The following is a 23,569-nucleotide window of genomic DNA, read 5'->3' as shown; positions in this document are numbered from 1 at the left end:
CTGCCCGCCCTGTCAAACAGCGTGCAATCCACCGGTTGGCTAATCGCTTTGAGGATGTCGAGGTTGCTTCACGCGCATTCTCTGCCTCTGGCTCCGGCCGTCACCGGCTGGCATAGATAGCAAAACGAACGCACTTAGGCACAGGCAAGCAATTCGCCCTTCGTCGAGGGCCACAAACTTCAAAGTCGACCAACCATACTGGCTGACATCGATCCAGGCCTCGCCAAGAGCGCCATCGCATAGGTGGGCACGGCTGGCACCGCGGCCGTCACGAAGTCTGAAAGTGCATCCAGCTTCATCGGTCTCCCAAGTGAGACGGGCAGAACAACCCCAGCGGTCGGCTTCAGCGTCTACTGTGCCGCTCTGGTCTCTGGTTCGGTTCGGCCTGACCAGCGGCCAGAGCGGACAGGTTCAGTACCGCCAAAAGTGGTCTGCTCCCGCGCAAAAACGATGTGAAGCTCGTACAGCTCAGTGCATCCTCGTCCATGCGCGCGATGACCGAGATGATCGTCAATTAGGATGCGAGCATAGCGCCGAATAGTTCATCGCTAATCAACCGCGATCAAGACGTCATAATTCTTTATTACGACGCCGGACATTCAATTCATACGATTTCTAAAGTATGCTTCCTTCATGAACCAGCCGAAATAGATCAGCATTCTTGCTATAATCCACGTTAACGCTTATTAACACAGGTCCGGCTGTATCAAATGCTTTCGCAAGGGCGGGCGCTAAGTCGTCCGGCCCAGAAACCTGAATGCCAGTTGCTCCAAATGCCTCCGCATATTTAACAAAATCGACAGGACCCAAGTCCGTACCTGAATGGCGGCCATATTTGAGCTCTTCCTGCGCTGCCACCATGTTGTAGGTTCCATCGACCCAGATCATATGAACTAGGTCCAGTTTCAATCTCACGGCGGTTTCAAGTTCCATCCCTGAGAATAGGAACCCGCCATCGCCCGACACAGAGAGAACCTTTTCATGCGAGCGAACGATGCCTGCCGCAATACCCCAGGGAAGCGCGACGCCAAGTGTTTGTTGCCCGTTGGAGATTAGAACCTGACGGGCACGGAAACTGGTTAGATAGCGAGACAAGTATAAACTAAACGATCCCATGTCGGAGCATAGGGTGACGTCAGGCGTTAAAATCTTTTGCAGCTCGGCAATAATCCTCAGCGGGTGAACCGGCATCCCACCTTGCTCGGCTGCTTGATTGAGCAAACGAGCTCGGTCTTCAGCGATTAACTGGAGCAATGCAGATGATTTTTTATCTAATTCTGAGCGTACAAGCCGCCTACCTAGCTGATATAAGCTTTCCTCAATACTCCCAATCACTTCCACAACGGGATTGTAGTCATTTTCAATCTTCGCGGGTATAACATCAATATGGACGATGGGGCGATCCGAGCCCTTATTCCAAATTGATGGCCAATACTCAACCGCGTCATAGCCAATGGTTACAATGACGTCGGCTGACTCGAGAAGCTCGTCGGCTGGTTGATTAGCAATCTGGCCAACTCGGCCACCAAACGCCGCAAATTCCTGTTCGGAGATCGCGCCTGCGGCTTGGAAGGTACCAACTACCGGCAGCGATGCCTTGTGCAATAGCGAGCGAATAGCTTGTGAAGCGTTTGGCTTGCTCGCCATCAAACCGAGAAAAACGACAGGATTCTTAGCCTCGTTGATGATGCGAGCCGCTTCAGTAAGCGCGACTTCGGAGCCCGCGCCCAGGCTGACGATACCGCGAGAGGCAATTGGGGCACATGTCGCATTTGCCAGCATAATATCTATAGGCAGCCCAACGAAAGCCGCGCCAGGTCGCCCAGACTCAGCTGCGCGGAACGCCGCTGATAAGATCTCAGCGGTAGCGCTTGGCGAGTCAACTTCGGCGGCAAATTTCGTAACAGGTTTAAGGAGGTCTACGGAGTCGAGCGTCTGGTGAAGCGATTTCAACCTGTCAGCTACCGCGACTGACCCGCCTAGCGCGACGATTGGGTCTCCCTCCGAGGTAGCTGTTGCGAGACCTGTCGCGAGGTTCGACACACCGGGCCCGGAGGTGGCAATGGCGACACCCGCCTTGCCAGTCATTCTGCCGATACCCCCAGCTATAAAAGCAGCATTTTGTTCGTGACGACAGACCACCGTCTGGACGGATGAATCGACCAGACGATTGAAAACTTTGTCGATTTTTGCTCCAGGCACACCAAAAACATGTGTGGTCCCGTGTTGCTCAAGCATCTCAACGACAATATCTGCGCCGTTGCGGTCGGATTTAATCACGTTATCCATCTTGATCTCCAGCTTAAGTAAAAGAGCGATTATGATCCTTCCGCAGCTGCAATTCTCTGTGCCATGTCGGGCGAACTGAGCTTGGCGTTGAGGAAATTTTCGCTCCGAGGAAGCTCGACGTAAAGCCCATGCATTGGGCATAGCTGCGCTTCCGCTGCTTCGATCTCAAAGTCGAGGACATGACCTCCGGTCTTACGATCCTCAGTTATGAAATGGAGGTGAAAACCGGGAACACCGAGCGTTCCAGCGTATGCTGGCGTACGAAACCCAGCGAACGTTCCTGCGACGTTCGTCAGGATAGTCTCAGCTTGACCCTTGGCGGCATCCTGCAGAGGAGGAAAGGGGCGCTTTTGCTCCCGTACCGTCCGAACCGTTATGCGCGAAAAGCGACCATCAATTCGGATGGCAGTAAACAGATTATCCTGTGTCACGGCCGTAAGCTGGTCGATCGCAGTATTTTTGCTGACGTGGCTCAGGGAAATTCGACTGTCCGCTTTGAAAAACGTTACAACTGCAAATGGCGTTTTCTGATCATCGGAGACCGGACGTGCACTGCCGTCGGAGCGAAGTTGATAGAATATGCCGTCGAAGCCCACCATCTCGCCGTCTAAGTCGTTGAATGTCCCTAGTCCAAAATTACCGTGCTGATGCAATTCACCGTAGGTTGTTTGCCCTTCATACACCCCGTCAACAAGAGCAGACATTAGAGATGTCTGGTATAATTCCGCATTTTTAACAGCGTCTATTTGGCCGCTGGCGATTGAGGCCGACCCAATAAGCCCAAACGTGCCTTTTTCGTCGGAGATCATGTTCACCTACTCTGACATAGTGTCCTAGAACTGCGAACCTAACTCAGCTTAGATCGTGCCAAGATATACTTTTTTGACACTGCAAGTCAATATATGCAAAATGCCCATTCGATTGAATTACTAGATTTGCTCGCAAATAGTCTTTCCAAGCTTGAGGCTACGGCGAAAAACCGGCGAGTCCAGCGCCGCAAACTGGTTCGTCGGCAAGTTTGGTGAAGCGGCAGCTGGGTGGTGGAGGTCGTTGCTACAACGAAGATTGTGGTGATCTGGCTATGCCCTCAGCCCAGTCGCCTCTTCGGCGTCGCGCGACAATACTGCCGCGGAGTATCTCCGCCGAGGCGGAGCGCGATCATACTCGCTATCTAACCTGTCGGAGCGCCAGCGCAGTGTCGATAGCCTGTATCGTCGGAAGGTCTTCAATCTGCCGACCGATGGCAACATCCAAGTGTTGGTGAATAGGATCGAGAACTGGGAGTAGCTCGTTTCCAGCGATACCATCAGGCAAGCGGCGATGTAGACCCAGTGCGGCACACGATTGTTTATATGCCGGGATGCCTAGGTCAACGCGGAAGGAGGTTCGTCTTTGCAAGATCGACCACTGCGTCGCCCCGGCCGCTCAGCACCGCACGTAGCAGCCACAGGCTGAAGCCCTTCACCTCTTCCAAGCCGATGGTGGGTGGCATCGAGAGTTCCTGGGTCGCGGTCACCACATCCAGGAGAGCCGGGCCGTCGTGCGCCAGCACGTCGTCGATGGCCTTCGCCAGATCACCGGGATCCTCCACGCGGATGGCGTGGATGCCCATCGCCCGCGCCATAGCGGCAAAATCCGGGTTCTTCAGATCCGTGCCGAGTCCTACGAAGCCGGCGCTTTTCATCTCCAGCGCCACGAAGCCGAGGACGCCGTTGTTAAAGATCACGACCTTCACCGGCAACGCGGCTTGCGTGAGCGTGATAAGATCGCCCATCAGCATGGTGAAGCCGCCATCGCCGGAGAGCGAGACCACCTGGCGACCGGGCTGTGCAGCCTGGACGCCTATAGCTTGCGCCATCGCGTTCGCCATCGATCCATGCGTGAGCGAGCCGATCATACGCCGACGCCCGTTCATGCGGAGATAGCGCGCCGCCCAGATCGTTGGGGTACCGACATCGAAAGTAAAAGCCGCATCGTCTGATGCCGCTTCACTGATCAGCCGAGCAAGATATTGGGGATGGATCGGCTTTCTACCGGGTGTGCCCTGGGCGAGATGGTCTAGGTCTTTCCGTACCGCCTGATAGCGCTTAATGCTATGGTCGAGGTGCTGTTGGTCTGTCTTAACGGTTAGGCGGGGCAGAAGTGCTTCGATTGTATCTCTTACGTCGCCGACGAGGCCGAGGTCGAGCTTGGCCCGCCGCCCGAGCTGTTCGGGTCGGATATCAACCTGCGCGATCCGGCAAGAGCTCGGTAGGAACTGCTTGTAGGGAAAGTCGGTCCCGAGCATCAGGAGCACGTCACAGGCGTGCATGGCCTCGTATCCGGACGCAAAACCGATGAAGCCGGTCATCCCGACATCATAAGGGTTGTCGTGCTCCACATGCTCCTTGCCTCCGAGGGCGTGCACGATCGGGCTCTTCAGCATCTCGGCCAGCGCCATGAGTTCAGCATGCGCGCCGGCGCAGCCGCGACCGCAAAACAGGGTCACACGGTCGCCGCCGTTCAGGAGGTCGGCAAGGGCATCAAGCTCAGCTTCGCCGGGTTGCACGCGCGGCATCGCAGGCAGAAGTCCCGCCACCTTCGACAGGTCGCGTGCCGGTGCAGGCTTTAGAGCGACGTCGCCAGGCACCACGATCACGGCGACGCCACGTTGGCCGACCGCCGCTCGGATCGCATTCTCGAGCACGAAGGGCATCTGATGCGGGTCGGAAACTAGCTCGCAGTAGACGCTGCACTCCCGAAACAGCGTCTGCGGATGAGTTTCCTGAAAATAGCCGCCACCGATCTCGGCTGAGGGGATCTGCGCCGCGATGGCGAGGACAGGGGTCCGCGTTCGCTGGGCATCGAAGAGCCCGTTGATGAGGTGGAGGTTGCCCGGACCGCAGGAGCCGGCACAGACCGCCAGCCGACCGGTGATCTGCGCCTCGCCGGCGGCTGCGAAGGCTGCAACCTCTTCATGCCGAACATGGACCCATTCGATAGCGCTTTGGTGCCTCAGCGCTTCTGTCAAACCATTCAGGGAATCGCCGACGACGCCGTAGATTCGCTCGACACCCGCGCGATCCAGCGATGAAACGATAAGTTCAGCGATATTGCCCATTAATATAATCTCATTCCGAAGTGCCGTTGAGGATGAGGCAGTAAAATTGATGGACGCACATAGCTGAAAATTGATCTGCAGGATTGCACAAAAAACGCGATTTTTGTCGAAAATCGCTGCTTTACCGAAGCTATAAATCGTTCGTAGGCACTTTTGACACGATGGTGCGTAAAGTGATTAGAGCGCCTTGGCGAGATCTGTATAACATCGTACAGTTGAGCAGGCTATTCCCCTGGGTAAATTCGAGGCTCTGTTTCGTGGAGGACCCCTGTGTCCGGTCAGCCCAAGCGGTCGGTTAATCTGGGGCAGGGTCGGCCTTGGTCCGCATGATCGTCTCCAATCCGCCCGGCGAGAGCCCGTGCACCAAATGGCGATAGGCATCCGTCCCGCTGGGATTGGGGGGGCCTAAAGGCCTGCTTCAGGTAAGGATTGATCGAGCGACTATCGCGCGGCTGCCCTTGCATTCTTCGCCAAGCGGCGCGTGACCTGGGTTTGCGGCCATGAGGCTGGCGACACAGGTGAGGCGGCCCAGTGTGACATCGAGGCGATCGGCACGCTTGCGGTGCAGGCCGCCCCAATGGCTGAGCCAACCGAAGGTGCGCTTCACGAGCCAGCGCCGTTCCAGAACGACGGAGCCTTTCTGATTGGTCTACTTCTCCACGACGCCGCAAGGCATGCCATGGACGTTGCACCGGTCCTGGCAGCGCTCAGCCGCGTAAACGCCGTCGAAGTGGGCCAGGCACAGGGTGGGTTATGCCTCCTTGCCCTCATCGAGGCATAACGCCGCCAGACGGGGACGCAGCCGGGGCTGCACGTTTTGTGGGCTGCGACCTTCTAAAGTTCTATCGCGATCGATGATGGTAGCCATCTGCCCGACCTCTGCATAATAGCAAGTGACTCAGATCACACCGAGCCAACCCAGAACGCCCGGCGATGGCAGAGACTGATGACCCGAATAGCTTTCTCGCCTTGGAGATTTCGGAGAAGACCGGGACCGATCGATTTGGTCAACGCTGGCGCGTCGCCTCGATCCCGAGGTGATGCGCCATCAGCACGAGGTCCGCGAGCGAGCGGGCCTGCATCTTCTCCATCATGCGGCGCTTGTGGACCTTGGCGGTGATCTCCGTGATCCCGAGTTCGGCGGCGATCTGCTTGTTCATCAAGCCGCCGATCGCACATCGCAGCACATCGCCTTCCCGCGCCGTCAGCGCTGCGAGGCGCCTGGACAACGCGTCTTGAAGGCGGCCGGCCCGCAGGGCGGCGGCGTCCATCTCCAGCGCGCGATGGATGGCCTCGAGCAGCACGCCGTCGCCGACCGGCTTGGTCAGGAACTCGACCGCTTCTCCGCGCATCGCCCGCACGGTCATGGGAATGGTCCCGTATCCGGTGAGGAAGATGATCGGCACCGTGCAGCCGGCATCGCGCAAGGTCTCCTGGACCGTCAGGCCGTTCTGCTCGGCCAGGCGCACGTCCAACAGGATGCATTCCGACGCTTCGCGCGTCCGGGTGATCGGCAGCGTGGTTGGATCCCGATGGGCGACTGCCGCGAGGCCGGCCGACCTGCACAGACGGGTCAACGCACTGCGTACAGCCGGATCGTCGTCGACGATGTGAACGGTTGCTTCCGGCATGTCACTCGCAACGCCAAACGTGTCCGATCCGGGGGGGAACGACCCAGGAGGCTCCCGCAACGGAGTGCCGCATTGGTGTTCTCAGCGGGCATTTTGCACAGCGGTATCATTCGGCCGATGACGACTTCGCTTTCGCGGGAACGCGTCGTCGAAAGGCTAAGAGGGACGGCATCTACCGGTCAGAGATAGCGGTGGGCTCACACCCCAACCTTTGTGGTCGACCAAACCGCTTGATAACAGTCTTCTACAATGTTCCGGTATATATAGCACTGAAACTTCGTCATGCGCGATCTGAATCCCTTTCATGGAGGGTACATTGATTTTACGTCGGGTGGATTTGAATTTGTTCCGCGTATTTGAGGCGGTTATGCACCATCGCAGCGTAAACGGCGCAGCTAAGGAACTAAATCTTACAAGCTCTGCAATTAGTCATGCTCTTGCGCGGCTTCGGCGTGTGTTAGATGACGAGTTATTCGTTGTTGGAAGCGCTGGAATGGAGCCAACACCACGGGCATTGGAGTTGGCTCCAAGCATTAGCGGCGGGATGGACAATTTTCTTACGACTCTTAGTGAAGAACTCTTCGATCCTGCCCGTTCCGTTCGAACCTTCACTTTGGCAGCGACCGATTATGCTGCTTCGGTGCTGATCCCTCCCCTTATGCGTTTTTTATCAAAAAATGCGCCTCAAATTTCTATTCGTGTTTTTCCTGCCAACCAATTCGATGCTTTAAAATTTTTGGACGAACGGCGAGTGGATCTTCTTGTTGGTTGGTTCGCCAACATACCCACTAGGCTGAGAAGAACACGTCTCACCGTCGAATATGGTGACCTCGTCGTTCGAGCGGGGCATCCAATCTTGGGCTCTCCGATAACGATCGAACGACTTTTCGATTTCCCGCATGTGGTGGTTGAGCTAACCGGGAGTGGCGAGCAAGAAGTGGCGGGTTTCTTGAACGACCAGGGGATGGCACGCCGAACTTGGTTTGATCGCGTCGTCATTGAAAGCGTGGCTGACAACGGCTTAGTTGCTCACGTCCCTCTAACAGTCCCGCACTACTCTGTCGTACCTCACATCCTAGAGCCGTGTCCGGCTGGGTTGAATCGTTGGGGGTAGCGGGCAGTCTGCGGATCTGATTCGCTGTCGGGCTTTCCGAGGAGGTCGGGATGCCGTCAGCGCTATCGATGGATCTGCGAGAACGCGTGATCGCGGCGATCGAGGCGGGAGCCTCGCGCCGACAGGCGGCCAAGCGCTTCGGGGTCGGCCCGTCGAGCGCGATCCGCTGGCACGAACGCTTCCAGGCGGAGGGCGTGATCGCACCCCGGCCCTCGTGCGGGCAGCGACCCGCACCGGCCATCGAAGCGCACGCTGAGCGGATCCTTCAGGTCGATCGGGAGCAGCCGCAGGCCTTCCTGCACGAGGTGCGTGATATCCTGGCCGAGCAGGGTGTCCGCACGAGCGTCAGCGGGCTGTGGCGGTTCTTCGCCCGGCATCGGATCACCCGTAAAAAGGGGCTGTCTACGCGGCCGAGCAGGAGCGTCCGGACGTGAGAGCCGCACGGGAGGCGTGGTTCGAGAGCCAACTCGACCTCGACCCCGATGCCGTCGTCTTCATCGACGAGACGGCGACCGCCACGAACATGGCCCGCACCTACGGTCGGGCTCCACGCGGCGAGCGCTGCCGACTCCTCGTGCCCAAGGGCCATTACAAGACCATCACCGTCACCGCCGCCCTGCGCACCAGTGGCTTGGTCGCCACCACCCTGTTCGACGGGGCCACCAACGGCGCGCGCTTCCGCGCCTACGTCACCGACACCCTGGTCCCGGTGCTGAAGCCCGGCGACGCCGTCATCCTCGACAACCTGCAATCCCACAAGGTCGTCGGCGTGCGCGAAGCCATCGAGGCGGCCGGCGCGCGGCTCCTCTACCTCCCGGCCTACTCGCCCGACTTCAACCCGATCGAGCAGGCCTTCTCAAAGCTCAAGGCGCTGCTGCGCACCGCCGCTGCCCGAACCGTCCCAGACCTTCGGGCAGCCATCGCCCGGGCCTTCGCAGCCTTCACTCCAGCGGAATGCCGCAACTACATCGCCGCCGCCGGATACGACGCTTATGACCCAACCTAAACGACAACAGCTCTAGCCGAGACCGACATGATCGCTACTATGCCACGGCGCATGGTAGCTGAAGCAATCCGGGTTGGCAGTCTTGTGCGCCTAGATATCGACTATAAGACGATTGAGGTCTCAATTGAGGCTTTGTCGCATAGGCGCAGTGCAAGTAGCAGTAGCAACAAATGGCTTCTTTCTACGCTGGAAGAAGTTTGCAAAAACTCTGACGTTGTCTCGTAGTACAACGGCTTAATTCCCGGGCCAGTGTGTCAAACTTCATCGTCGGCGAGATCAACCGGAAGATTTATAAGCGTAAGCCCGTCGCGCTGGTCAGCTAGAGCCGAGGTTTGACTCTGAGCGTGAGGCGCGTCAGTTCAGACGGTATCCCAAGCCGCAAGGCGAAGCCCGGCCACAGCCCTGTGCCGTTGTTGACGTAGAGCGTCATGCCGCCGACCGCGTAAGCGCCCGAGACGAACCCGTTGTTTGCTCGTGCCACCATCCGGTCGAGACCCCAGATCATTCCGCCGTGGGTATGACCGGACAGTTGCAGGGCCACGCCCTTCGAAGTCGCTTTTGCCGCGTCTCTCGGCTGATGGTCGAGCAGGACGATGGGAGCGCCCGACGGTGCCCCCGCCAGCGCGGCGTCGAGGTTGTGCGTCGGCTGCCCGGAATGCGATGCCGACAGGTCGGTCGCGCCGGCCAAGATCACGGCATCATGACCGCGCCTCAGGACCGTATGCTGGTTTTCAAGCACGCCCATGCCGAGGTCGGCGTAGTGACGCATCCACGCCGCGTATTCGAAGAAATACTCGTGGTTGCCGGGGATTACCCAGACACCGTCCGGGGCGCGCAGACCGCGCAGCGGCTCGACGTCGGCGCGACGCGTTGCGAGGGAGCCGTCGATCAGGTCTCCGGTGACCACGATGAGGTCGACACCGAGCGCGTTGGACCGTGCCACCACCTTCCGTGCCCACTTCTCCGGGAAGAGGCGACTGAGATGCAGGTCCGTCAGTTGGAGAAGAGTGTAGCCGTCGAAGCCGACTGGGAGGTCGTCGATCTCGACAGTAACGTCCTTCAGCGGCGGCACCCGCACGGCCTGCTGCACGGCCACCGCCGACAGGAGCATGGCAAACGCCGCTTCGGCATAGCGTAATCCGGCGGGGATCGCCCATCCGTCTCCCGGTAAAATCTTGGAGGCCAACGCCAGGACGTCGAGCGTCAACTGCATCGCCGCCACGAGGAAGATCGCCCCGAACGCCCAGTTGAAGAGCACGATCAGCACCCGCGGGAACTCGGGCGCGAACACCGAGCCGGACGAGAGCCGGCTCCACAGGTGGTACTGTGACGCGATCAGCAGGAAGACCGCGACGGCAGCCTTGAGCGCGAACGGCCACGGGAACAGCCACAACACCCGGGTGACAACATACAGGGAGGGAAGACCGAAGATCAGGTGGAACATGCTCTCGTATCGGTGACGGAGGCCTATCGGCTCGGGACCGGCCCAAACCCCGGATTGAACAAGGCCATAGCACCGCCACCATTACGTGGTGTGCATCGATCTGCCCCCCACTAACCGCCAGGTGCTCCGGAGCACGATCCTCGTCATGGTCGATAGCAACCTTACGCGTATGGGCTATCGCAGCCGTCACTGCGGACGTCCGCTTCCGAGGAGCGTCCGCGGCTCCTTGGATGACCGGGTTGGGCGCAAACCAGCCGGTTGGTCCTTGCCGGAAGCAGGATGACAGTTTCGGAGTTGAAGCGCTGAAGAAGCGGGCGAGCCCTTTCCGACCCAACGGGGCTCTGGCGACCTCACCGCAGCGTCAGGGAGCGAGGCAGGTCCGAAAGGGGCTCGGCCCCATGCGCGGTGACGATGACGGTCTCGGATGCGCCGACGGTCCAGGCGCCATAGCGGCGCAAGGTCGCCGGCAGGTGGAAGACCATGCCTGGCTCGATCGGCCGGTCGACGCCGGTGAAGAGGCTGAGCAGCCCCCCCTCGCCCCAATCGGGCGCGAAGGCGATACCCATCGAGTAGCCGATGCGCTTGCGGAAGGCTGGGCCGTAGCCCGCCGCATTGATGATGGCTTGAGCGGCCTCGTGAGGGACGGAGCAGGGCCGGCCCGGTCGTATCGCGTCGAGGGCCGCGTCGAGGGCTCGCAGCGCGCAATCCATCATCCGCCGCGCCTCGGACGGCGGCTCGCCGATCCAAACGCTGCGCATCAGCGCCGCGTGGTAGCGGGCATGGCTGCCTGCGAGTTCGAGGAACACCGCATCGCCCGGTTCCAGCCGGCGCCGGCGCCACGTCATGTGCGGTAGCCCGCTGCGGGGGCCCGACGAGATCAGGGGCTCCATCGCCATCGCCTCGGACCCGGCCGTCGTGGCGGCGGCGAGCATGGCGGCGGCGACCGCGTTCTCGTCGTTCCCCACTGTGCAGGCCGCGATGCCGGCCGCGAGCCCGGCCTGTGCGTAACGTGCGGCGGCCCGGATCGCCTTCAGCTCGACCGCTGACTTCACTGTGCGCAGGGGGCCGAGGAGGCCCGACCCGTCCGGAACCGGGTCGATGCCGAGCGCCGTGCCGATCCGCGCCGCCAGGGCGGGCGAGACGAACCAGCCGTCCCGCTCCAGCGCCGGCCGGGCGAAGCCCCGGCGGCGCACGAGATCGGCCAGGGCGTCGGCCGGGTCGGTCCCGTCTGGATAGGCCTGGATGTCGTTGAGCCAGGTATTGGCCGCCGCCCCCGGCAATTCGAGCTGGCGCACCAGCAAGGCCGGCTCTCCCTCCACCGGCAGCACGAGGGCCTGAAAGGCGAAGTAGCCCGCCGTCTGGCGGCCGGTCAGCCAGTAGATCGCCTCCGGACCGGTCACAACCAGGGCATCGTGGCCGGCGGCGGCGATTGCAGCCCGTGCCGCCATCTGCCGCGCGGCGAACTCCGCCTCCGGGAAGGCCGCCTCACAGCCGCGCAGGTTCGCAAATTCATCCATCGCGCCGCCACAACTTAGAATTCGCTCAGGCGGCGAATAATGCCCAGCTTGAAGTTTTCGAGATGAGCCGCGATGGCATCGGCCGCCGCCGCCGCGTCCCCGGCTCGCAGGGCGGCGACCACCGCCAAGTGCTCGCGATGCACTGCCTCGAACCGTTCGGGCATCCGGCTCAGGTTAAACATCTGCGTCTTAAGCCGCAGATCCTTGATCGTCTTGGCCAGGATCGCATTTTGACTGTGATCGGCGAACAGTTCGTGGAAACGGCGGTCGACCTCCCAGTTGCCCGGGGCATCCGGATCCCCCGCCGCCAGCAGCGCCTCGATCTGTCCCTGCAAATCCTCCAGCACGGCGTCGGCGATCCGGCCCGCGGCGAGCACGACGCTCTCCCGTTCCAGCAGGCGGCGGACGTGCAGGATCTCGATCAGCTCGCGCAGGGAGAACTCCTTCACGACGAGCATCCCGCCGGGCTGCCGCTCGATCAGGCCCTCGGTCTCCAGCCGCGACATCGCCTCGCGGGTCGGTGTGCGCGAGATGTCGAGCATCTCGGCGAGGCGACGCTCGTGCAGCACGGTCCCGGCCGGAAGGTCGCGCCGCACTAGCATGTCGAGCAGCTTGTCATAGGCCATCTGACCCAGGCTCTGTTCGCGCCGGGCGTTGAGCGCCGTCGTGTACGACGATGCGTCAAGGGTCTTCATCGGTTCCTCCCGGAGCGGCCGGCCGGGCCGCCCCCGTCTTCTTGTCGGTATGCCGTGTCGCCGCCGCCTTTCACATGGCGTTCGTGCGGATCGGCTCCTTCGGCGCCGGGTCATAGCCGATCAGCGGGGTGATGAGCTTGGCATAGGTGCCGTCGGCGACCATCCCGGCGAGGGCTTTGTTGACGGCCGCATGCAGGTTCGGCTTCCCCTTCTTGATGGCAAAGCCCTTCTGGATGGTGCTGAGCGGGGTTTCGATCATCACCAGCGGCAGCTTGCGGGCCTTGATCGCGTAGTTGCCGGCCACCGCGTCGTTGATCACCGCGTCGATGTTGCCACCGACGAGGTCCTGCATGGCGTCCGCGGCGGTCTTGTAGCTCTTCAAGGTGGCGCCGTGGTCCTCGGCGAGCTTTCCGAAGGTCGAGGCCGAGAGGGCGCCCACATTCCGGCCCTTTAGATCGTCCGGACCCTTGATGCCCGTATCCTTGCGGGTGACGATCCGCGCCCCGGATTCGAGCCACCCGTCCGCGAAGGCGACCTGCTTCTGCCGGGCGGGCGTGATGTCCATCGACTCGCTGGTGATGTCGTACTGATCGGCCATCAGGCCGATCAGCAGGGCATCGAACTTGACGTTCACGGGGCTGTATTCGAGCCCGAGCCTGCGGCAGACCTCGCGCATCACCCGGACCTCCAGCCCGTCGAGCTCGCCGCTCGGCGTACGCATGCTGAAGGGCGCGAAGGTGCTGTCGGTCGCCACGATCAGCTTGCCGGGCTCGATCAGTTCCAGCTTGCCCTCGGCCGCGCGGACCGCGGGAGCAGCCAGCAGGCTGGTGCAGAGGGCAGCGAGTGCGAGGAGGTGTCGGCGGTTCATAGCAATCTCCGATGTTGGGACGGGGCGAGAGGTGTGAGCCGCGGCCCGACTCGCGGCAGGCGCTGCTCAGGACAGACGGGCGTAGCGCCGCTCGAAGTAGGCGGAGAGCTGCGACAGGATCGACGTGAGGCCGAGGTAAATCAGCGCCGCCGCGATGTAGAAATCGAACGGGCGAAACGTGGTGGCGATCATGAGCTGGGCGTAGAGGGTCAGCTCGACCACCGTGATCGTCGAGAGCAACGACGTGTTCTTGACCGACGAGATCGCCTCGTTGGTGAGCGAAGGCAGGATCATGCGGAAGACCTGCGGCATTACGATCCGCGCCATCATGATCCGCGGGTTCATGCCCAAGGCCAAGGCCGATTCCATCTGACCCCGGGGGATCGCCGCGAGGCCGGCACGGATGGTCTCGGCTACGTAGGCGCCGCTGCTGACGCCCAGCGCGATGATCCCGGCGGTGATCGGCGACAGCTTCACGCCGATCTGCGGCATGCCGAAATAGACGATGAACACCTGGATAAGGGTCGGCGTACCCCGAATAAACCAGACGTAGAAGCTCGCCAGGGCCCGGAAGGGAGCGAAGGACGAGCGCTTGCCTAGCGCCCCGAGCAGGCCGCAGACCCAGCTCACAAGAATACTCGCCACCGTGACGCCGAGAACGACGATGGTCGCCGAGAGAAAGCCGGGGCCGTAGGTGACGACCTCTTCCGAGAGGCTGAGCCACCAGTCCTGAATTGCCGTGACGCTCATCACCGTCCGAACTCCCCGCTGGATATGCGGCTACTCACGCCGAGTGCCCGAGGCCGGTCGGCTCGTGCAGCACACGCCGGAGGAAGTGGCGCAACCGCTCGCTCCGAGGGGCACCGATGACTTCCTTAGGCGGGCCGTCCTCGGCGATCACGCCACCGTCGAAGAACAGAGTGCGGGTGCCGACGTCGCGGGCGAAGGCCATCTCGTGGGTGACGAGCAGCATCGTCATCCCATCCGCCGCGAGGGAGGCCATCAGCGCCAGCACCTCGCCCACCAGCTCAGGATCGAGGGCCGAGGTCACCTCGTCGAACAGCATCACCTTGGGTGCCATCGCCAGGGCGCGCACGATCGCCACGCGCTGCTGCTGCCCACCCGAGAGCTTCGACGGGTAGGCTTGCCTCTTCTCGTAGAGGCCGATGCGCTCTAGCAGCGCCTCAGCTTCCTCCACCGCCTGCCGGCGCGGCATTCGTCGCACTCGGATCGGCGCCTCGACGACGTTCTCCAGCACGGTCATGTGCGGCCAGAGATTGTAGCTCTGGAAGACCATGCCGATCCGCGCCCGCAATTCGCAGAGCTGCTGCGGGGTCGGCTGACGACGGGCGCCCAGCTCGTAGTCGAAGGCGAATCGCTCGAAATCCATGAAGCCAGAGGTCGGCGTCTCCATAAGGTTCAGGCACCGCAGGAAGGTGCTCTTGCCCGAGCCGCTCGCGCCGATGATCGACACCACTTCGCCCTCGTGGATATCGAGGGAGATGCCCTTCAGGACCTCGTTGGCGCCGTAGCTCTTGTGCAGCTTCCTGATCTTCAAAAGCGGCGTCTTGGCGACTTCGATCTCCGTCATCGTTCACCCTAAATCGTTGTCATCGTTTCGATTTTTATTGCAATACTGTGATAGTACTTGAACCTATCGATCTATTCGCTCTACCGTTCAAGAATATTACCGTGATATGCTGATCTGTATTGGATTTTCATGTTGCCAGTATCGAGGCGATGCGATACACTCATCGGTATACCACCGGCATTCAAGCGGTATTTATGAGCAGGGCTGCCTCGTACGTGTTCACTGAGCCTTCCTTCCCCCGTTCCCCCTCCGCGGAACCGTCGGGCGTCTGCCTCATCGTTCAGCCGATCCACGCAGCCGGGCTGGCCCGTCTCCGGGCGGCGGGGCTTGAGCACCGGATCGCCACCGACCTCGCCCCCGCGACTCTCGTCCGCGAGGCGGCCGACTGTGTCGCGGTGATCACGCGCAACGGCGGCTTCCCCGCAGAGGCGGTGCTGGCCGCGCCCCGGCTGAGGGTGATCGGGGTTCATGGCACCGGGACTGACCCGGTGGCCGTTCCCGAGGCGACGAGGGTAGGAATTCCGGTCGTCAACACGCCGGGGGCCAATGCCCAGTCCGTCGCCGAGCATGCGATCGGCCTGATCTTCGCCCTGGCGAAGGCGATCCCGCAGGCCGACCGGGCCATGCGGGAAGGCGACCACGATTTCCGCTACGGGGCGCGCCTCGTGGAACTCGCCGGGCTGACGCTCGGTCTCGTCGGGTTCGGTGCCATCGGGCAAGCGACCGGCCGACTGGCGGCGGCCCTCGGCATGGAAGTGCTCGCCTACGGCCCGACACGGCCCGACTCCGATTTTCAGGCCATAGGGGCCGAGCGCGCCACCTCCCTGCCGGACCTCCTCGCCCGGGCCGACGTGGTCTCCCTGCACCTGCCGCTCACGCCCCTGACCCGTGGGCTGATCGGTTCGGGGGAGCTGACCCGCATGAAGGCTGGCGCTTTTTTGATCAACACCGCCCGTGGCGCCTTGGTGGACGAGGGTGCCCTGGCCAAGGCTCTCGCTGCTGGGACCATTGCTGGCGCGGGGCTCGACGTGGTGTCGGGGGACGCGCTCGCGCACGACCATCCGCTCCATGGGGAGCGCCGGGCGATCCTTACCCCCCATGTCGCGGCATCCACCGAGGCGGCCCTGATCCGTGCGGCCGAGCGGGTCGCCGGGCAGGTGGTCGACGTGCTCGCCGGCCGCCGCCCACCGAACCTCGTCAACGCGGAGGTCTGGGATCGGCGGCGGCAGGGTGAACCGTCCGCGGAGTTTCCGGCATGAACGGGTTAGGGGCTGCAACGGGCGCAGATTTGATCGCCATCGACCCGGACTTCTGCGCCGGACTGTTCGCGCAGCTCCTGTCCTTCAGCCACGACGAGCCCGGGGTCACGCGGGCTGCCTACGGCGAGGGGGAGGAGCGGGCCCACGCCCTTATGCGAGCGACCGGGCTCGCACTGGGTCTGAGGCCCGAATGCGATGCCGCCGGCAATCTCTTCCTGACAATGCTGGGACGCGACCCGGCACTGTCACCCTGGATGGTCGGCTCGCATGTGGATACGGTACCGCACGGTGGTAACTTCGATGGTGCGGCCGGGGTGATTGGTGGCCTCGCAGCCCTTGAAGCCCTGCGCCGGGCGGGCCTCGTGCCGGCGCGCCCGGTGACGGTGGCGGTGTTCCGAGCCGAAGAGAGCGTGTGGTTCCCTGCCTCCTATGTCGGCAGCCGCGCCGCCTTCGGCTTACTGCCGCCCGACGTGCTCGACCTGCCCCGCGCCGATTCCGGCCGGAGCCTGCGCGAGCACATGGCTGAGCTCGGCCTGCGGCCGGAGGCTGTGGCGCGGGGCGAGCGGCTGCTCGACCCGACGCGGATCCACGGTTTTGTGGAAATGCATATCGAACAGGGTCCGGCGCTGGAGGCGACCGGGGTCCCGGTAGGCTTCGTCACGGCGATCAGCGGCAGCTTCCGCTACCGCAAGGCCGCCTGCTTCGGCCGCTACGGCCATTCCGGCGCGGTAGCGCGGTCCGATCGCAGCGACGCCGTCTTCGCCCTCGCCGACCTGATCACCGGCCTCGATGCCCTGTGGGGCACGCTGGAGGCGGAGGGGCGGCCGGCCACGATCACGCTGGGCGAGGTCGGCACTGACCCGGTCCAGCACGCCTTCGCCAAGATCCCCGGCGAGGTCCGCTTCTGCCTCGACGTGCGCAGCACCGAGCCCGCCGTTCTGGACCGGATCGAGGCGGCCTTGGCCGAATTGGTTGCCGCCATCGAGGCCGCCCGCGGCGTGCGCTTCGTCCTGGGCGAGCGCACTGGCAGCACGCCGGCCCGAATGAGCTCAGCGTTGGTCGAGGCCCTGTCGGGCCATGCGCATCGGCTCGGGATGCCGTTCCGGACCATGCCGAGCGGGGCGGGACACGACACCGCGACCCTCGCCGGCCAGGGCGTGCCAAGCACGATGATCTTCATCCGCAACCAGAACGGCAGCCATAACCCGCACGAGGCGATGCGGATCGAGGATCTGTGCGCCGCCGCGGCCCTGGTGGCGCACCTCGTCGCAGAAGCCTGACCCCGCAGACAGAACCCACGCGAAAGGATGCACCGATGATCGTCGATCTGAACTGCGACATGGGCGAGGGCTTCGGCGTCTATCGCCTCGGCGACGACGCCGAGATGCTGACGGTGGCGACCTCCGCCAACATCGCCTGCGGCTTCCACGCGGGTGACCCGCTGGTGATGCACGAGACCCTGCGCGGCGCCGCCGCGAACGGCGTGCAGGCCGGCGCGCATCCAAGCTTCCTCGACCTCTGGGGCTTCGGCCGGCGGCCGATCCACGGCGAACGCCCGGCCGACATCGAGAAGGCGGTTCTCTACCAGGTCGGCGCCCTCCTGGCGCTCGCCCAGGATGCCGGCTGCCCGGTCCGCCACGTGAAGACGCACGGGGCGATGGGCAACATGGCCAACGAGGATGCCGACCTCGCCGTAGCGGTGGCGCGGGCGATCCGCACTCTCGACCGCGACCTGATCTTCGTGGTCATGCCGGGCCTGGAGACCGAGAAGGCCGGCGAGAAGCTCGGCCTGCTGATCGCCCGCGAGATCTACGCCGACCGCGCCTACGCGGATGATGGCTCCCTCGTCTCGCGCAAGCTCCCCGGCGCCGTGCTGCACGATCCAGACTCCGTCTCGGAGCGCGTGATGCGGATGTTGGAGGATGGGGCGATCACCAGCCTATCCGGCCGGCGCATCCCGACTCGGATCGACACGATCTGCGTTCACGGCGACACGCCGGGCGCCGTCGCCATGGGACGCCGCCTGCGCGAGGATTGCTCCGCCAAGGGCATCGGTCTGCGTCCAATGGCTGAGGTGCTTGGTGTCTGAGTCTGGCTATCGCCTCCTCGATTGCGGCGATCGTGCCCTGACGGTCGAACTTGGCAAGACGGTTGATCCTGCGGTCAACGCGCAGGTCATCGCCCTGGACGAGGCGATCCGCGGCGCTGGACGACCAGGCCTCTTGGAGACGGTGCCGACCTATCGCTCGCTCCTCATCCTCTACGACCCTGACCGGTTGCCCCGGGTCGAACTCGCGGCGCTGATCGCCGCCCATTGGCCGCCCCCGGAAGCAGGGGCTGGCGCGGGCCGCCGCTGGCGGGTACCAGTCCACTACGGCGGCGAGCACGGGGCCGATCTCGCCTCGCTTGCGGCCGGGGCGGGCTTGAGCCCGGAGGAGGTGGTCGCCGTCCATGCCGGCCGCGATTACCGCGTCTACATGATCGGCTTCGCCCCCGGCTTCGCCTATCTCGGCGGCCTGGATCCCCGCATCCATGCGAGCCGGCGCACCGATCCCCGACCCAAGACCCCGGCGGGCAGTGTATCCATCGGCGGGAACCAGACCGGCGTCTCGCCACCCCTGGAGTTGCCTAGCGGCTGGCAACTCATCGGCCGCACGCCCGCACGCTCCTACGATCCGGCGCGTGCCGAGCCGTTCCTGTTCACGGCCGGAGATCTGATCCGGTTCGACCCAATCGGCCGCGCCGAGTTCGATTCTCTCAGCGAGGCCGCCCGTGCCGGTGAGACCGTGGCCACCTTGGAGCGAATCGATGGCTGAAGGCCTGCGCGTCGTTGCCCCTGGTGTCGCCTCGACCCTGCAGGATGCCGGTCGGCAGGGCTACCTGCGCTACGGTATCTCCGGGTCCGGGGCGATGGATCCCGATCTGCTGGCCCTGGCCAACGCCCTTGTCGGCAATCCGCTCGACACGGCCGTGATCGAGATGGCGATGGTCGGCCCCACCCTCGTATGCGAGGCGGAATCCTGCCGCATCGCCCTCGCCGGGGCGCCCTTCGGGATGAGCCTGAATGGGCGCATACTCGACCTCTTCACCGCCTACGACCTACGGCGGGGGGATCGGCTCATCCTGGGCGCCTCACGGCAGGGCTTACGGGCCTGCCTCGCGGTCGCCGGGGGCTTCGCCGTGGCGCCGATGCTCGCCAGCGTCTCGACGCATAGCCGTACTCGCCTAGGCGGCCTGGACGGCAATCCTCTCGCTGCGGGCGACCTGCTACCCCTCGGCGCGCCCAAGTCCAGCGACCGACCGCTGACCCTGCCGCCGCTCCACCGGCCACGTCTAGGCGGTCCGATCCGGGTTGTTCTCGGGCCGCAGGCCGACAGCTTCACCGAAGAGGGTCTGCGAACCTTCCTCTCCGCGCCCTACACGCTCACCGCGCGGGCGGACAGGATGGGCTGCCACCTCGACGGGCCGCCGATCGCCCATGCAGATGGCTTCAACATAGTCTCAGACGGGATCGTGAACGGCTCGATCCAGGTGCCCGGACACGGACGTCCCCTCATCCTGCTCGCCGACCGCCACACCACCGGAGGGTATCCAAAGATCGCCACGGTGATCTCGGCCGATCTCGGTCGCCTGTCGCAGGTGCGGCCGGGCGAAACGATTGTGTTCGAAGCCGTCACCGTCGAGGAGGCCCAGTCCCTCGCCCGCGGGGCGAGACGTACCCTCGCAGCGCGACGGGCGGCCCTCGTACCGGCCGGCGGCGCAGAGCTCGACAGCGCCTTCCTGCTGTCCTGCAACCTCATCGGTGGCGTCATCTCGGCGAGCGCTCTCGAACCGGCCGCCTGAGGGTGCGACGGTCCCGTCCATACACGACGAAAAGGCTTATCGATGCTCACGCCATTCCACCTCGCCTACCACGTCACCGACCTCGACGCGGCGCGCTGCTTCTACGGCGGTGTGCTCGGCTGCCGGGAGGGGCGCAGCACGGAGACCTGGGTGGATTTCGAATTCTTCGGCCATCAGATCTCGCTGCATCTGGGTGAGCCCTTCGCGACGACCCGGACCGGAAAGGTCGGTACCCACATGGTGATGATGCCCCATCTCGGCGTGGTGCTGCCGCTCGAGGCCTGGGAGGCACTGGCCGCCCGCATTGAGGCGGAAGGCGTTGCTTTTGACATCCCGCCGGTAATCCGTTTCGCGGGGGAGCCCGGCGAGCAGCGCACGATGTTCTTCTTCGACCCAAGCGGTAACCCCATCGAAATCAAGGGTTTTAGGGATCTCAAGAGCGTCTTCGAACACTGACTTACATTCGCAGTTAGCCCTCACGCGCCTGAATGCCGGCTCGTTCGTTCCGTGGCGCGGTCGAGCAGGCGGAAGGCGGAGCATGATGGCGATTCGCTGTTGAATGTCCGCTCTCAAGCGAAGAAGAGAAGCGCCTGGATGGCTGAAATGGGCGCCAAGCCGAACGACCGGTTTTGCGGCTGGCAGCGGCCTGGCGCGACTTAGATTGGCCGAAAGCGGACTGGCTGGTTTCGACTTCACCATGTCCTTAAGCGGACGTCGCAACAGCCTCGCTTCCCGTATCCAAAGAACACGTTTTGCCGACCTTTGAATAGCCGACATGGTTACCCGACAGGATTTCAATCGCGTTGATCAGTCTATCATATACGGCCTACGACCATCGGGAAAACGATCGTTTTCGGGGCATCAGGGCGTACCCACTTGAACGATCTGTTGGGGTGGTTCTCCGCCAGGCCGCTTCCAAGTAGCCGCGAATCGAAGCGGACGTCGCGGTTTGGCCCGCTCACGACCCCTTGCAGACCCACGGAACGTTCGCTTGTAGCTTGCTCGGGGTGGCAGGAATCTACTGCCGGAACGGGCAGTCATGCGGCTGCAGCCGAGCCCTGCAAGAAGTGAGTTATTCACGAACAAACTTCACCTGCCGTCATGAACTGAGCCGCATACTCCTCCTCGATCGAGGATGGTTAAAGATGTTCAAGCGGCTCGCGGACCGCGTTTCATTGCGCCGCCAGATCAGTCTGCTCGCCGGCGCCATCGGCCTTGCTATTGTCGGCGTGACCACGATCGGGTCCGCGCTGCTGGCGCGCGGGCAGGCCACCGATATGGCGCAGAACACCCTCCTGCAGGTCGCCCGGTCGATGGCCGATCGACTTGATCAGGACATGGCCGAACGCCTGCGGGAAGTCCGCAACGTTGGTTCACTCGAACCGCTGCAGCCCCACTGGATGGCGAACACCGGCGGCCTGCGCATAGTGCTTGAGACGATGCAGAGGACGTTGCCGGACTACGCCTGGATCGGGTTTGCCGATCGCGACGGCCGGGTGCGTGCCGCAACAGGCGGCGTTCTCGATGGGGTAAGCGTCAGCCAGCGCCCCTGGTTCAGCAATGGTCTTCGGCAAGCGGCGGTGGAGGATGTGCACGCGGCAGCCCTGCTGGAATCCAAGCTTCCTCCCTACAGCGATGGAACGCCGTTTCGGTTCGTGGACTTGGCTGTCCCGGTCCGCGATGCCTCGGGACAGATCATCGGTGTCCTTGGGGCGCACCTCAGCTGGCGATGGGCAGACGTGGTCCGGCGCGAGGTCCTGTCGTCTCGCAGACCTGAGCTGAAGGAGGACGTAGTCGTCCTCGATCGCTCCGGCCGAGTTCTGCTCGGATCCGACGCTTTGGCGACCCCGTACACGGCCGCGGAACTCGCATCCGGGAATTTCAGCGTCCAGAGCGCTGAGGGCACTCGGCTTGCTGCGGTCGCTGCAACGCGCGGTCGAGGCGAATATCCGGGCCTGGGATGGACCGTCGTCGCGCTGCAGCCGATCGATACGGCGCTGGCCGGGGCTAACCGTCTGACCAGCCTGATCCTTCTCCTCGGGCTCGCCACGGCTATCCTCGGTGCTGTCGGTATCTGGTGGGTCGCGGCCCGGCTGACCCAGCCACTGACGCAGCTGACGGCGGCAGTCGACCGCATCGGCCGCGAGGCGAATGCGACGATGACGCGCCACCTGCACGGCTCTCCCGAGGTTCTGCACCTATCGACCTCTGTCAGATCGCTCTTGAGACGCATCGGCACGGTCGAGGCGGGTGCCCGCCTTATCGAAGCGGAGGCCTCACACGCGATCGAAGCCGCAGAGAATCGCCTCAAACGTCTCGGCGCCGATCTGCACGCCATGCAGGTTCTTGCCGACACCGACGCACTGACTGCTCTCCTCAACCGACGCGCGTTCCTGCCCTTAGCCAACGGCGCGATGAGCAACTTCAAGCGGTACCGGCGTTCGATCTGCATTCTGATGATCGACATCGATCACTTCAAGCGTGTCAACGACCTGTACGGTCATGCCGCGGGCGATGAGGTTATCCGCCAAGTTGGGCGCATCGTCAGCGAGGCTATCCGACCCACCGACAAGGTGGCGCGGTTCGGTGGCGAGGAGTTCGTGGTCCTGCTCTGCGAAATTGGTCTGGAAGGCGCGGCTATCTTCGCGGACCGCATCCGACAGACGGTGGCAAACACTGTATTTGAGCCTGGCGGTCAGTGTCTCAGAGCTACAATCAGCATCGGCATGGCCGAGGCTGAGTTCACCGATGGCGACGTCGACCACACGATCGAACGGGCAGACCGCGCACTCTATGCGGCCAAGTCCGGCGGCCGCAACTGCGTGCGATCGTTTGAGGCTTCAAAATTACCAGGTCTGAAAGCGGCAGCTTAGAGCGACCGCGGGATATCCCAGTCGCTTACGTGAGAGGCTACTGGGTCGAGATCTCCCGGATCGCCGAGCCCTTACTTTTACATTGAGAGCGACGAGGCGGCTGAAGCTGTCGTCACGGGGCACAGGGTCGTCGTGCATGATCTGACCCAAAGGTGAACCAGTCTCTATCCATGCAGCTTTAGTTAGCGATGATCAACGCACCTGGGCGATTAAGAACGCCTAACAGAACGGCACCGAGCTTGGTTTTCAGCGTTGGTTTGGCATGGCCAGACTGCTTCTCCCCGATGATCTCTGGGATGAGATCGCGCCGCTCCTCCCGCCGCCTCGGCCGCGTCCGAA

At 63.0% G+C, this 23,569-nt stretch carries 19 protein-coding genes; 9 read left to right on the top strand and 10 right to left on the bottom strand.

Features of this window, described 5'->3' with window-relative positions:
* Positions 1-615 precede the first annotated feature (615 nt).
* From alsS to FV242_RS25155, 4 genes are all read right to left on the bottom strand, one after another.
* The gene (gene alsS / locus FV242_RS25170; RefSeq protein WP_147940826.1) at positions 616-2,289 is read right to left on the bottom strand and encodes an acetolactate synthase AlsS; all 1,674 of its coding nucleotides are present in this window, start codon (positions 2,287-2,289) and stop codon (positions 616-618) included.
* Positions 2,290-2,318: 29 nt separating this feature from the next.
* Positions 2,319-3,098, bottom strand: a complete 780-nt coding sequence (gene budA, locus FV242_RS25165) for an acetolactate decarboxylase (protein WP_147940825.1) — start codon at positions 3,096-3,098, stop codon at positions 2,319-2,321.
* Positions 3,099-3,658: 560 nt separating this feature from the next.
* Positions 3,659-5,395, bottom strand: a complete 1,737-nt coding sequence (gene poxB / locus FV242_RS25160) for a ubiquinone-dependent pyruvate dehydrogenase (protein ID WP_147940824.1) — start codon at positions 5,393-5,395, stop codon at positions 3,659-3,661.
* Between the two features lie 1,001 nt (positions 5,396-6,396).
* Entirely contained in the window at positions 6,397-7,020 is a 624-nt protein-coding gene (locus FV242_RS25155) for a response regulator transcription factor (protein WP_147940823.1), read from the bottom strand.
* Between the two features lie 304 nt (positions 7,021-7,324).
* Here FV242_RS25155 and FV242_RS25150 point away from each other — a divergent pair, with 304 nt between their 5' ends.
* Positions 7,325-8,134 carry a LysR family transcriptional regulator gene (locus FV242_RS25150; protein ID WP_147940822.1) on the top strand — a complete coding sequence of 270 codons (810 nt, stop codon included), beginning with the start codon at positions 7,325-7,327 and terminating at the stop codon, positions 8,132-8,134.
* A gap of 50 nt (positions 8,135-8,184) precedes the next feature.
* A protein-coding gene (locus FV242_RS25145; RefSeq protein WP_147940821.1) for an IS630 family transposase occupies positions 8,185-9,140 on the top strand; the annotation gives its coding sequence in 2 pieces (ribosomal slippage) (positions 8,185-8,536 and positions 8,536-9,140; 957 coding nt in all).
* Positions 9,141-9,459: 319 nt separating this feature from the next.
* Here FV242_RS25145 and FV242_RS25140 read toward each other — a convergent pair.
* The 6 genes from FV242_RS25140 to FV242_RS25115 all read right to left on the bottom strand — a co-directional run bounded on the left by FV242_RS25140 (position 9,460) and on the right by FV242_RS25115 (position 15,255).
* Positions 9,460-10,584: a metallophosphoesterase gene (locus tag FV242_RS25140; protein ID WP_147940820.1), complete on the bottom strand. Its 1,125-nt coding sequence runs from the start codon at positions 10,582-10,584 to the stop codon at positions 9,460-9,462.
* Between the two features lie 350 nt (positions 10,585-10,934).
* Positions 10,935-12,101, bottom strand: a complete 1,167-nt coding sequence (locus tag FV242_RS25135; RefSeq protein WP_147909019.1) for a Xaa-Pro peptidase family protein — start codon at positions 12,099-12,101, stop codon at positions 10,935-10,937.
* A gap of 14 nt (positions 12,102-12,115) precedes the next feature.
* Positions 12,116-12,796, bottom strand: coding sequence for a GntR family transcriptional regulator (locus FV242_RS25130; protein WP_147909018.1), 681 nt, complete (start codon positions 12,794-12,796; stop codon positions 12,116-12,118).
* 70 nt (positions 12,797-12,866) lie between these two features.
* Entirely contained in the window at positions 12,867-13,664 is a 798-nt protein-coding gene (locus tag FV242_RS25125; protein ID WP_147909017.1) for a transporter substrate-binding domain-containing protein, read from the bottom strand.
* A gap of 66 nt (positions 13,665-13,730) precedes the next feature.
* Positions 13,731-14,414, bottom strand: a complete 684-nt coding sequence (locus FV242_RS25120) for an amino acid ABC transporter permease (protein ID WP_147940819.1) — start codon at positions 14,412-14,414, stop codon at positions 13,731-13,733.
* A gap of 34 nt (positions 14,415-14,448) precedes the next feature.
* On the bottom strand, positions 14,449-15,255 hold the full coding sequence (locus tag FV242_RS25115; RefSeq protein WP_147909015.1) for an amino acid ABC transporter ATP-binding protein: 807 nt from the start codon (positions 15,253-15,255) through the stop codon (positions 14,449-14,451).
* A 194-nt stretch (positions 15,256-15,449) separates the two neighbouring features.
* Here FV242_RS25115 and FV242_RS25110 point away from each other — a divergent pair, with 194 nt between their 5' ends.
* The 7 genes from FV242_RS25110 (at position 15,450) to FV242_RS25080 (ending at position 23,230) form a co-directional block, all read left to right on the top strand.
* A complete protein-coding gene (locus FV242_RS25110) occupies positions 15,450-16,514 on the top strand; it encodes a hydroxyacid dehydrogenase (RefSeq protein WP_246692333.1) in 1,065 nt (354 codons plus the stop codon).
* On the top strand, positions 16,511-17,794 hold the full coding sequence (locus FV242_RS25105) for a Zn-dependent hydrolase (RefSeq protein WP_147940818.1): 1,284 nt from the start codon (positions 16,511-16,513) through the stop codon (positions 17,792-17,794). Before FV242_RS25110 ends, FV242_RS25105 begins: the two co-directional genes overlap by 4 nt.
* Positions 17,795-17,829: 35 nt before the next feature.
* Entirely contained in the window at positions 17,830-18,603 is a 774-nt protein-coding gene (locus FV242_RS25100; protein WP_147940817.1) for a LamB/YcsF family protein, read from the top strand.
* Positions 18,596-19,330, top strand: a complete 735-nt coding sequence (gene pxpB / locus FV242_RS25095; protein ID WP_147940816.1) for a 5-oxoprolinase subunit PxpB — start codon at positions 18,596-18,598, stop codon at positions 19,328-19,330. Before FV242_RS25100 ends, pxpB begins: the two co-directional genes overlap by 8 nt.
* Entirely contained in the window at positions 19,323-20,357 is a 1,035-nt protein-coding gene (locus FV242_RS25090) for a biotin-dependent carboxyltransferase family protein (RefSeq protein ID WP_147940815.1), read from the top strand. Before pxpB ends, FV242_RS25090 begins: the two co-directional genes overlap by 8 nt.
* A 42-nt stretch (positions 20,358-20,399) precedes the next feature.
* Entirely contained in the window at positions 20,400-20,813 is a 414-nt protein-coding gene (locus tag FV242_RS25085; protein WP_147940814.1) for a VOC family protein, read from the top strand.
* 689 nt (positions 20,814-21,502) lie between these two features.
* Complete coding sequence (locus tag FV242_RS25080) at positions 21,503-23,230, top strand: sensor domain-containing diguanylate cyclase (RefSeq protein WP_147940813.1); 1,728 nt, start codon at positions 21,503-21,505, stop codon at positions 23,228-23,230.
* The last annotated feature ends 339 nt before the right edge of the window (positions 23,231-23,569 follow it).

Source organism: Methylobacterium sp. WL64 (assembly GCF_008039945.1).
GTDB lineage: Bacteria > Pseudomonadota > Alphaproteobacteria > Rhizobiales > Beijerinckiaceae > Methylobacterium.
Note: the sequence above shows the minus strand (reverse complement) of the source record. Positions and strands in the feature narration are given on the sequence as shown.